The organism is Nostoc sp. LEGE 12454 (assembly GCF_056620565.1).
The window spans coordinates 59,518-72,189 of record NZ_JBWQXL010000003.1; the positions used below are offsets into that span (position 1 = coordinate 59,518).

At 38.1% G+C, this 12,672-nt stretch carries 6 protein-coding genes and 1 pseudogene; 4 read left to right on the forward strand and 3 right to left on the reverse strand.

What is annotated here, in order from left to right:
- Positions 1-72: 72 nt before the first annotated feature.
- Complete coding sequence (locus AC1F2U_RS04370; RefSeq protein ID WP_480260003.1) at positions 73-216, reverse strand: type II toxin-antitoxin system HicB family antitoxin; 144 nt, start codon at positions 214-216, stop codon at positions 73-75.
- Positions 217-375: 159 nt separating this feature from the next.
- On the opposite strand from AC1F2U_RS04370, the pseudogene AC1F2U_RS04375 reads away from it, so the two are divergent.
- The 4 genes and pseudogenes from AC1F2U_RS04375 to AC1F2U_RS04390 form a co-directional block, all read left to right on the forward strand.
- Positions 376-554: pseudogene (locus AC1F2U_RS04375) on the forward strand (alpha-2-macroglobulin family protein); the annotation flags it as partial.
- Between the two features lie 512 nt (positions 555-1,066).
- Positions 1,067-1,780: a hypothetical protein gene (locus AC1F2U_RS04380; RefSeq protein ID WP_480260004.1), complete on the forward strand. Its 714-nt coding sequence runs from the start codon at positions 1,067-1,069 to the stop codon at positions 1,778-1,780.
- A 67-nt stretch (positions 1,781-1,847) separates the two neighbouring features.
- Complete coding sequence (locus AC1F2U_RS04385; RefSeq protein WP_480260005.1) at positions 1,848-3,512, forward strand: tryptophan halogenase family protein; 1,665 nt, start codon at positions 1,848-1,850, stop codon at positions 3,510-3,512.
- Between the two features lie 353 nt (positions 3,513-3,865).
- Positions 3,866-5,368: a flavin-containing monooxygenase gene (locus AC1F2U_RS04390; RefSeq protein ID WP_480260006.1), complete on the forward strand. Its 1,503-nt coding sequence runs from the start codon at positions 3,866-3,868 to the stop codon at positions 5,366-5,368.
- A gap of 24 nt (positions 5,369-5,392) precedes the next feature.
- On the opposite strand, the gene AC1F2U_RS04395 is transcribed toward AC1F2U_RS04390, so the two are convergent.
- The gene (locus AC1F2U_RS04395) at positions 5,393-11,014 is read right to left on the reverse strand and encodes an ATP-binding sensor histidine kinase (RefSeq protein ID WP_480260007.1); all 5,622 of its coding nucleotides are present in this window, start codon (positions 11,012-11,014) and stop codon (positions 5,393-5,395) included.
- Positions 11,015-11,442: 428 nt separating this feature from the next.
- Positions 11,443-12,654: a precorrin-6y C5,15-methyltransferase (decarboxylating) subunit CbiE gene (gene cbiE, locus AC1F2U_RS04400; RefSeq protein ID WP_480260008.1), complete on the reverse strand. Its 1,212-nt coding sequence runs from the start codon at positions 12,652-12,654 to the stop codon at positions 11,443-11,445.
- Between the last annotated feature and the right edge of the window lie 18 nt (positions 12,655-12,672).

Genomic DNA, 12,672 nt, shown 5'->3' on the forward strand with positions numbered 1-12,672 from the left:
TATGCCATTGCTTACAGTAGCAATTCCCTGACTATTACGCCTTCTTGAGTAATCCATTCATCTTCCAATGGCTCAAGGTAAATGTTCTATTGCTTCTTGGATATTCTCTAATGCTTCTTCTAATGTTTCTCCTTCACTGATACAGCCAGGAAGTGAGGGAACATGGACGGTGTATCCGCCTTCGTCACTGGGTTCTAATACAACTCTGAGTTTCATAACTTGACAATCAAGTTACTTTTTTATTTTCAATGATTTATGGCGATGGCACTACCACTACTGAGAGAAAAAGACTCGCTGCTGGAATTCAGTTGTCATTACCTCTAAGTATCTAAATACTGGTAGGTATCACCATATATCTGCCTTTATTGTAAAGGCGATCGCATTATCGCTTACGCCGACCACCTGGAACCAGGAGTTTATAGCTTGCATTACTTAGTCCGTTCTGTGACACCTGGACATTTTCTTGGCCTGGTGCCCAAGTTCACTTGCAATATACGTCAGAAGAATTTGGGCGAACTGCTAAGTCTACATTAATACTGGAGGATGGGAAGTAATTATTGATACTATTTTTAGCGACAACAAGTCTAAAAATCTTTCCAAGAATATACTCAAATTTTAGCTAGGTAGAAGGCCTAACTAGCCGATTTGGTTTTTATGAGCGCAGGAAACGCTCATATAAGACCGTTTCTTAACAAGCGTACTTAAGTAAAGGCTACGTTTATTACATAGATATGTTGAAGTTAAAGTAAAAACAATAACAGTAAATTAGCTGGTTACAATTTAGCGTTAGCCTCAATACGATATAACACAATACACCTAAAACCCTGATGTAGAGGTGAGATTTATCGTGTCTTCAAAGACCAATTATCTACACACTCTTAACTAAACCTGCAATACAACAAATTAGACATTATTTGCTATTTAAATAGTGGGTTTTGAGCTAATGACTATCAAAAAAACTTTGGGAATTGAAGAACCAAAGCTTGGGCAGATTGTCCTTTCCACAACAAAGTCGGAAAGTTACTTTTGCTTGAATATTAAACATTGAAAATTGACACAATTAAAAATGCAACAAGTACTAGCACTGATTGAACAAAAAAAACAAGAATTTGCTCAATTGCCCTTGTTTAATTTTATGCAAGATAAAAGTATAAATCCCAGACAAAGGTTAGCTTGGGCACCATGCGCGGCTCATTTTATTATGAATTTTGGAGAACTGAATAAGTATTTTTTGCGAGTAGAATCAACAAACGATCCAATTCAGACATTAATTAACAAGCATACTTATGAAGATGACCATCACTGGCTGTGGTTTCTGGAAGATTTGAAGAATCTAGAATTTGACAAAACTTTGCAATTTAGTGATGCATTGAAATTTCTTTGGAGTGAAGAAACTCAGAATGCTCGCTGGTTGAGCTATCAACTCTATCGATATACTTTGCAAGCTACTCCTATTCAAAAACTAATAGTTATTGAAGTTACCGAAGCAACAGGCAATATAATGTTTTCTGTAGCAGCAGAGATTGGCAAAGAAATTAAAGCAATTACCCAAAAACCATGCCGATATTTTGCAGATTTCCATTTGGATGTTGAAACTGGTCATCTGACAGGTTCATCTGGAATAGATGAATTGTTACAAAATATTCAATTATCAGAAGCAGCCCAACAAGAAGCTTTTGAACTGGTTGAAAACTTATTTACAGTTTTTACCCAATTTACAAATGGTCTTTTGGTATATGCCAAAAATCATAAGATTGAGCAACTATTAAAAGCTGTATAAATTAACTAGCCAGCTTCTTGAAATTGATAATTAATACCTAATTAAAGCCGGAAGGAGAAATTTTACTATGTCACAGTATGTACAAAATGTTGTAATTGTCGGTGGTGGTTCAGCAGGTTGGATGACGGCAGCTTATTTGAGCAAAGCCTTGAAAAAAAATATTCAGATTACCCTGATAGAGTCTTCTAATATTACAAAAATTGGAGTTGGCGAAGCAACTTTTAGTAGCATCAAGTCATTTTTTGATTTTCTGGAATTACAAGAGTCTGAATGGATGCCAAAATGCAATGCTACTTATAAGATGGGGATTAAATTTGTTGATTGGAATTCAGATAGAAGACACTTTTACCATCCTTTTGAAAGATTTGACTTTATTGATGGATTCAGTATCTCTGAATGGTGGTTGAAACTTAAGAGTGCCAATGAGCCATTTGATTACTCCTGCTTCATGGCACCGACGCTGTGCGATCGTCAAAGGTCTCCTAGATATCTTAACGGCAAAATCTTTGATGACAGAGTAGAACATTTATTCTCAGAGAAACATTTTTCTGAAAAAAATCTTATAACACTTGCTAATGCTGAAGGGCAGTATCCTTACGCCTACCATTTTGATGCGAATCTAATTGCTAGATTCTTGAAAGATTATTCAATACAGAGGGGCGTAAAACAAATTGTTGATGATGTGTTAGATGTAAATTTAACCGAGGATGGAAGCATAGATAGTCTCAACACTAACGAGCATGGCATTATCAGTGGAGACCTTTTCATTGACTGTACTGGTTTCCGTGGTCTTTTGATTAACAAAGCTCTTGGTGAGCCATTCATTTCTTATTCAGAGTCGCTACTGTGCGATCGCGCGATCGCTATACAGATACCAAGCGATATTCAGAAAAATGGCATCAACCCTTACACAACTGCAACTGCTCTCTCATCAGGTTGGGTCTGGAATATACCTTTGTATGGCAGAGATGGTACAGGATATGTTTATTCTAGCGCCTTCATCTCTGCGGATGAAGCAGAACAAGAATTTCGCCAGCATTTAGGAAATGTCGCTGATAATTGCAAAGCCTCTCATATCCAGATGCGGATTGGACGTAACAGAAACTCATGGGTGAAAAATTGTGTAGCAATAGGGCTTTCCAGTGGCTTTGTTGAACCATTGGAATCTACTGGGATATTTTTTATTCAGCATGGAATTGAAGAGTTAGTCAATCACTTTCCAGGGAAGTCGTTCAATGAAGAGTTGATCCGCAACTACAATAGAGCGATCGCTAACTGTCTAGATGGTGTTCGGGACTTTTTAATACTCCATTACCGTGCTAGCGATCGAGCAGATACAAAGTTTTGGCAAGCAACTAAGCAAGAAATTAAAGTTCCTGCGGAACTGCAAGAAAAGTTAAAGTTGTGGAGAAGCAGATTACCAAATAAAAAGAATATCAATCCATATTTTCATGGATTCGAGACATACTCTTATTCGGTAATGTTACTTGGACTCAATCATAAGCCTGAAGGCAGTTTACCTCTGCTGGAGCATCTTGACGACGAGAAGGCGCTAGCTAAATTTCAGGCAATTAAGGAAAAAGCCAATTACCTGAGCAAAAATCTGCCCTCTCAATATGAATACTTAACTTATGTAATCAAGTCTCAAGAACAGTCAGAATACCTCAGCGACAATCATTTATTTAGTTCATTAGTTAACAATAGCGCACAGCAGATACCTATACAAATTTAACCCTCTCCTAAGAAAACAGAATGGTTTCTTTCATCCATAGTGGGCGATCCGCTCATGAACAGCTTTTGTCACTTTGGCAGAATCTAATCGCCCAAACGTTTACGGGGCTTTAGTTTTCACTTTTGTCTATAAATTTTAGTTTCTGTTAGGAAATAAAGCCTCAAACCTAGATTAAATCGAAGTCCCAGAATTTGGCTGAGATTCTTGTTTTCCGAGAATGACAAAACAGGGTTAATAATAAAAGCTAAAAAGGACTTGTATTTTGCCAAAGTGCTAATACAAATGAGGGATTTTCAGAAAAAGCAATCTAGTCTTAATGAACTACCTAGCGTAATATACCCCCACAACTAAACATGAATATTCAGCATATTGGTATCATTGGAGCTGGTATTAGTGGTCTAGCCGCAGCTAAGACATTTATTGAAGAAGGCTATAAAGTAACTGTGTTCGAGAAACACAAAGGACTCGGTGGTGTATGGGAAAAATCTCGGACTTATCCAGGAATGACCGTCCAAAGTCCGCGTGACACATATACTTTCTCTGATTATCCCATGCCTGCATCCTATCCAGAGTGGCCTACAGCAGAACAGATAAGGAATTACTTGGAGTCATACGCCCAGCAATTCGGCGTTTTGGAGCATATTCGGTTCCAAGCCGAAGTTATTAAGGTTAAGAGGAATATACAGACACGGACAGGGTGGGTAGTAAGCTTTAACTACAAGGATGATAGGGAGGGTAAGACAAAACAAGAGGAGCAGGAATTCGATTTCATCCTCATGTGTAACGGTATTTTTAGCATTCCAAAAGTGCCTAATTTACCTGGTAAAGAGGATTTCATCGCATCTGGAGGCCAGGTGATGCATTCTACGGACTTTCAGAACTCATGCGTCCTTGAAGGAAAACAGGTAATAATTGTAGGTTTTGGCAAATCTGCCACTGACATCGCTACCCTTGCTGTCCCTCTAGCCTCCGAATGCACTCTAGTATTTCGGCAAATACCGTGGAAGGTTCCCAGATTCTTTTTAGGTCTGGTCAACATGAAGTACATTCTTTTAACACCCTTTGCCGAGGCTTGGTTACCTTATCGTAAGCTTAAAGGAGTGGAGCGATTTCTACATACTGTGGGAAAGCCTATGGTGTGGGCTTTCTGGCGCATTAACGAGATGTTATTGCGTCTACAGTTTGGTCTTGATGCTTGTAGAATGTTGCCTGACAAACCTCTGAATAAATGGGTTATATCTACTATCGGCTTGGAGTCTAAAGACTTATATAAATATATCCGCTCCGGAAAAATCCGTGCTAGAAGGACGCAGATAAAAGGGTTTTTTCCTAACGGTGTGGAACTGGACAATGGCGAACGATTGCAGGCAGATGTTGTAATCTTTGCTACTGGATTCCAGCAAGATATCTCTTTTTTAGAAGAAAAGTATCGCCAACTGCTGATCGACGATCTGAGTAATTTCCACCTTTACCGCAATCTCATTCACCCTGATATTCCGCAGTTAGGTTTTGTCGGCTATAATTCCAGTAAATTTTGTCCTTTGACATCAGATATTAGTGCCCAGTGGCTAGTGGAGTATGTAAAAGGGAACCTAGTTTTACCATCACGCCAGAAGATGTTAGAGGAGATTAAAGCAGAATGGGACTGGAAAAAAATAGAATGGGAATCTGGTTTAATCAATGGGGTATCTGTATTCCCTTTTAGCTTCCATTATATCGATGAGCTAATAAACGATATGGGAGTGAGGAGTTACAAAAAAGGCTGGAAGCGGATTAAAGAAATTATGATGCCAATCGATCCATCCGCATACAAAAAGCTCCGGCAGGAATTACTTCCAAAAAGATATCAGCCGTAAAATAATTCTGCTTAGAAATTAAATTTAGGACTGTTGCATTGGAATCTCAATCACAAACTCAGTTCCCTTTCCCGGAGTTGATTCACAGCTTAACTGACCTTTATGTTTGTCCACTACCACTTGATAACTAATTGACAACCCCAACCCCGTACCACTTCCTACTGCCTTAGTGGTAAAAAATGGATCAAATATTTTCTGCATCACCTGTGCAGTCATGCCATAACCGTTATCAGCAATCCGAATCTTCAACGTGTTTACTTCTCCTAGTTCAGTACGAATACGAATTTGAGGATTTTTGCTGGGAGAATCTTCTTTATTCTTGTAGTCCTCTAAAGCATCGATCGCATTACTTAAAATATTCATAAACACTTGGTTAAGTTGACCAGCATAGCAAATAACATCCGGCAGTTGCGCGTATTCTTTAAAGACTTGAATTTCTGGGCAATCGCTCTTTTCCTTAAGTCGGTGTTGCAAAATCATTAGAGTACTATCGATGCCTGCATGGATATTGACAGGCTTCATTTCCGATTCATCTAAACGAGAGAAGTTACGTAAGCTCAGAATAATATTTCGGATACGGGAACTTCCCACCTTCATCGAGTCGAGAACCCTTGGGAGGTCTTCTGTGAGGAATTGTATATCCATTTCCTCGATTTTTTGCTCCACTATTGCTGAGGGATGAGGATATTGTTGCTGATAGATATTAATCAAATCAAGCAATTGTTGAACATAATCACTTGTGTAATTAATATTACCATGAATAAAATTGATGGGATTATTAATTTCATGGGCAATTCCCGCCACCATTTGCCCTAAAGAAGACATTTTCTCACTTTGGATTAATTGACTTTGGGTACTTTGTAATTCTTCGAGAGCTTCTTGCAGGTGCTGATTTTTTTCGTTGAGTTCTGCTGTTCTTACTATTACCCTTTCCTCTAGGATATGACTGTATTCTTCCAATTGCTCGTTTGCTTCAGCCAAATTATTGTAGAGAATGGCATTTTCTAAAGAAATAGCAGCTTGGATAGTTAAGAGCTTGAGAACTTCTAGGCGATCGCGTGTAAATGCTCCTGTAGTTAAATTATTTTCAAGATAAATCAGCCCCAGCAATTTACCTTGATTGAGCATTGGAATACATAATATGCTTTTTGGTTCCTCACGGTTAATATAATTATCTACTGCAAAATAAGCTTTATCTGTAATGTCATCAATTACTAATATTTCTTGGGTTCGTTTGACATAATTAATCAAAGAAATAGGAACAAGATCGGTAGACTCGAAAGGAATAGATAAAAACTCTGTGTGAGGATCTCTAAAAGTGGAAGCACAACTAATTGCTGCAATAGTTAAGTCTAAGTTATTAGCTTCACTCAATATCAGCACACATTTAGAAGCTCCTGCATTCTCCATCACAACTTCCATTAAAGTAGAAAGGAGTGCCTCCAATTCAATCTCTCCAGATACTGCTTGAGAAGCTTTAATGACAGTTCCCAAATCTAACATATCTGAAATACTAGTGTTGGAGCCAATGACAGTTTCATTCGTCACCAGAGTAGATTTATTGCTAAGTGTAGATAGGTGTAGACCCAGTTCAGGTAAATTATTGTTACTGTAAGAATAGCTAAGTTCTTCTTGCTGAATCGTGGGGAGAAGTAATTGAGGATAGCGTTTTTGCAAGTCATAAACTTTGGCTAAAGCTCCCCAGCTAACATAGCAATAGTAAGCATCATTGAGGTATAATTGGGCAATTCTTTGTTTACCCCATTCGAGATAAAATTTAGCAGCTAATTCACAAGCAAGAGCTTCTTCATTAATGTACTTATTTTCTTTGCTAAGGGAAATAGCATATTCATAATTATCTATTGCTTCAAGATATTGACCAACAACTCGATGCCGTTCTGCCTCTACTAAATAAAATTTATGCAAGTGATTCATGGGAGCCTGATCTGCCCAGTTTTGCATTTTTTTCTGATTTTCTGTCACTCTATGCAGGATTTGTTTTTGTTCAAATTCCTCGAAATCAGAATATACTGCTAGATGTGTTAATGAATCATAGAAATAGAATTGAGCAGTAACGAACATGCCTACACCAGCATATAAGTACTTTTCTGTCATTACTGTATTTTTAAGAGCTTGAGAGTAATCGCCCAGCAAATAAGATAGGTGAAGTTTGCAGAAATACAGGTAAAACAGTGCTACTCCATCTTTAGCTTTCAGATGAAGTGGGAGCATTTTATCCTCATTATACACTTCACCAATTAAACTCTGTGGATTTTTAACATTTCCTAGAAGATTCAAGACTGTCTGCCGAAATATTTCATTCCAATAAAATACTCTTTCTTGCTTTATTTGCCTAATAGTATTGCTATATATTTCTATATCTTGTTCAAGTTTTACAAGTTCTTGTCCGATAAAATATGCATGTTGGCAGTAAGCAGAAAGAGCATAAGCTGCAAATTCCATATCTCCTACTTCGAGATTAATAGTATAAGTCTCAAGTAAAGGTTTTAATGTTTGCTTTAGATGCTCTTTCCAATGTCTGATAAAATGATTAAATGGTTCCATAACCTTGCCAGTTACTTCTCTTGTTTGGAAATTAGACAACAAACTATCAGCTAGTTTCCCAAATTTATATCCAGAATCAATGTCTCCTATTACCCCACACAACATTACTCCATACATCACATATGCAAAAGCAGAGAAAGGAGAATTACCAAATTTGATAGATAAATTGATCTGTTTCAGAATAATCAACAGGAATAATTCCGGCGCAACTGTATAAGCAAAACCAATTGTACAAGATAGAATACGCATGATTATCAGTGGTTGTGCTTCTGTAATTTCCGGCAGTTCAATTAAATCTTGAATGGATCTATTAGCCATTGTTACAGATGTTGTTTCTATTGCTAACTGAATATCTGATTGGCTGGGATTTGTAGGAAACTCTACTCCCAAAGTTTTCAAAAAGGTTTTTGCAATATGGACAGCTTCTAGTTCTTTTCCTTGCGCACCATAAGACTGTATTTCAACTTCATAAGCTTTCGCTCGATCTAGTGGAGTTTTCGCTTTTACCAACACAACCTGGACAAATTTCTCTGTATATTCAAAGTCACCACTAAGATATGCCGCTTCTGCTGCCGTATTATACAAAGCTAAGGTGATATTATATTTAGTTTCCCAACTATCATCTGCTAGTAGCTCAATTCCAGTAGTTAAATACTTAAGTGCCGATGAATAAGCTGTTGATACTAAAGCTTTACGCCCAGCAATTAGATTCATTTCAGCTAACTCATTACGTTTAGCTTGATGGGTGATAAATTCAGCTGCAATATTCAAATGATTGACAAGCTCAAAAATATTTTCTTCCCGTTCAGCAACTGGGCTATTTTTCAAAAGAAGCAGCCCAATTTTTAAGTGCATTTGCTTGATTTGGTCTTTGGGAATTAGAGAATAAGCTGCTTGCTGAACTCTGTCATGTACGAATTTATATCTGGGGAGTTGATAATTAGTTGCTGAGAAATTTTCTGAGTCTCTAGTTGAAAAACTTAATAGTTGTCTATCATTTTCTGGTACAAAATTACAACCATCTTTTTGAGGAATAATTAGTCCTTCAAGCAACGCTTGCCATAAGTCAGATGCAGTATCTATTACGGATTTTTCATTAACAAGTGACAATGTTTTTAAGTCAAACTCATTACCAATACAAGCAGATATTTTTAATACATTTTGTACATTTTGGGGCAATTTTTCTATTTGTATGCCCATGAACTCTACTACATCATCTGTAAGAGATAAAGTTTTGATTTTGGTAATATCGTACTTCCAATAACCAGCATCAACATTTAATTCAATTAATTCGTCATCATATAATAACTTGAGAAATTGAGATGCAAAGAAGGGGTTTCCTTTAGTTTTGAAAAACACCATTTGAGTCAGAGGCACAGCAATGACTTCTGGACAGCGCAGCGTATCAGCAATTAGATGATTTAAATCAATCTGGCTTAAAGGTAAGAGTTTAATTGTATTAATTACGCCTCCTGTCTTAGCAATCTCTTGTAGTGTTAAATGTAACGGATGTAGATTTGAAACTTCATTATCCCTATAGGCACCAATTAGTAGTAAACTACCTTTGTTTTCAGATAGATTTTCTGTATCATTAGCAAAGCCAGAAGAAGTTCCATCCATTAATAATTGAATAAACTTCAAGGAAGCCGTATCAGCCCATTGCAAATCATCTAGAAAGATGGCCAGAGGATGATCTTTAGTAGAGAACACTTGGATAAATCTCTGGAACAATAAATTGAAACGATTTTGAGCAGCGCTACCAGTAAGTTCAGCAGATGCAGGTTGTTTGCCAATAATTATTTCCAGTTCAGGAATTACATTAATGATTACCTGAGATTGCGTACTCAATGCCGATAATATTTTGGTTTTCCACTGTTGAATTTGGGCATCTGTTTCGGAAAGTATTTGACTAATTAAATCTCGCAAAGCTTGCACCAATCCTAACAACGGGATATCACGTTGGAATTGGTCAAATTTTCCTTTGATGAAGTAACTACGCTGTCTAGCAATGGGTTTGTGGACTTCATTAACCACAGCAGTTTTGCCAATCCCTGAGTAACCAGAGACTAAAATCATTTCCGTGCTTCCCTTTGTCACTCGGTCAAAAGTAGTGAGGAGAATTTCAATCTCTCTTTGACGACCATAAAGTTTTTCAGGAATGGCAAAATTATTTGAGATATCTCGAATTCCTAATTCAAAAGTTGTAATTTTTCCTTTCTCTTGCCATTGGTTTTGACATTTCTCCAAGTCATACCTGAGTCCATGAGCGCTCTGATATCGGTCTTCGGCATTTTTTGCCATCAGCTTGCTGATAATATCAGATAAAATTGTAGGAATATTGGAGTTAATATGGCTAGCTTTTGGCGGCTCTTTAGCAATGTGAGAGTAGACTAACTCCATCGGTTCAGTAGTACTAAATGGTAACTGCCCTGTCAGGAGTTCAAAGAAGGTGATACCCAAGGAATAAAAGTCGGTACGGTAGTCTATACCTCGATTCATGCGTCCTGTTTGTTCAGGGGAAATATAAGCTAGAGTACCTTCTAGGACGTTGGGATTTGTGAGAAATTGAATTTCTTTTGGTAATAGAGTAGCAATACTAAAATCGATGATTCTCGTCTTACCTGTGCTCGGATGAATCAAAATATTAGCAGGTTTGATATCTTTGTGAATGATGCGATGGCGATGTAGCTGTTCTAAAGTTGTACTAATTTCAATGGCAATATCGAAAAACTCACTCAATGAAACAGGATTATTTCCTTTTTTCTCCTCTTCTTGCTGCCAGATATTAAGGGCAATACCACCAAAATCTTCCATTACTATCACATATCTATTGTGATATTTTTCTATGTTTATTGGTTTGATTATGCCTGGAATTTCAAGATTTTGGGTAATAGTGTATTGATTGTGAAACTGATTAATTTCAGCAAAATTAGGATCTTCATTACGCATCAGTTTTAAAATAACTGATTGCCGATCTTTTTCTCTGATAGCTCGATAAACTAAGGTTTTTTTACCTGAATATAATTGCTTAATAATGCGATAGCCAAGTATAGGAAATATTTTATCTGATTCTACTAACATTGCATCTAGTGATGATAATTTTCTTTCTCTGGTTTAGTATACCCAGAGCATAGTAGCTACTATCAGTGAGTAATGGAATTTTGTAAGGTGTTCAAAATTAGGGTTATTAATCACTGATTGACAGCAGATTGTAAGTAATTGAGGTATAATAATATCAGTGTATTAACGGTTGATGAGCGGCTATTTATGTTTAGTTTCTTCAAAAAGCGAAAATTGAAAAATGCTGCGATCGCACATAAATATTAAACATTTTAACCGCAGACAGATATTCATTTTGCTGTTTGTAGAGGTAGAGAATATACTCACAATTGTTCATAGTTTTGACAGCAAGATACATTTTACAAAATCTATAGTGTATAAAAAATTAAAACTTACGTAAGCTGTCACCAAATTACAAAAGCGATCGCACTCATAACTTTATTCAATTTTTAAGACTTCACTACTACCCATTGCGTCACAGCCGCCATTGCTCGCCAACCTAAAAATTTACCAATAGGTTCCGCTCGCTGAATGGCAATACGAGTTAAATTGCCACCGACTCGTTCATGCCATTGAAATAAAGTTTGCTCGCCCTCTACCGTGACAACATTCGCTACTAAACGCCCGCCCGGCCGCAGTGCTTCCCAGCAAACATCAAAAAGTCCCATTGCTGTAACCCCACCACCAATAAAAATGGCGTCTGGTGCTGGCAAATCTTTCAGAGCATGGGGCGCTTTCCCTTCAATGATTTGCAGATTTGGAGTACCGAGAGTGGCGGCGTTGTCAGCAATATACAGTAGTCTAGAGGAGTTTTGTTCGATCGCGATCGCTCGACATCGCGCATTACTCCGCATCCATTCAATTGAAATTGAGCCGCAACCCGCGCCTACATCCCACAATAATTCTCCTGGTGTGGGTGCTAAAGCTGCTAGGGTGATTGCCCTAACTTCACGCTTCGTTAACTGTCCATCGTGGTGATAGGCGTTATCTGGCAATCCTGGTAATCTTGGCAATGGGATAACCCCAGCATCGGCAATACAATTAACTGCGATCGCATTCAAAGCCGCTACTTCGGTTTCACTCCAAGATGCAGCCGTACCTTCCACAATTCTTTCATGAGCGCCGCCCATACGCTCCAATACGGTAATTTTACTGTCACCATAGCCGCGATTTGTCAAAATTTGAGCAACGATCGCTGGGGTGTCTTTACCCTCACTCAAAATCAACAGCCGCGCTTTTGGGTAAATGTAAGACTGGAGTAGGGAGAATGGACGACCATTCAAACTCAAGGTTTCTACCTCAGTCAAAGACCATCCTACCCTGGCACAGGCGAGGCTGAAGGCTGAAGGTGCGGGGATAATCGTCATTTCAGAGACGGGAATTCGCCGTATCAAGGTGACACCAATGCCGTAACACATGGGATCGCCGCTTGCGAGTACGCAGATTGACTGGCCGCGACGCTGGATGATTTCCTCTACAGAAGTACTAATGGGAGATGTCCAGACTAGTTTCTCACGTCGATCGTCTGTAGGGAGCATTGCTAAATGGCGATCGCCTCCCACAATTACTTTCGCTCGATCGATTAAAGAAAGAGCGATCGCGCTTAACCCCTGTAATCCATCTTCCCCAATGCCAACAATAGAAAGCCATTTCTGTATCATGCTAATTCATGATTAATT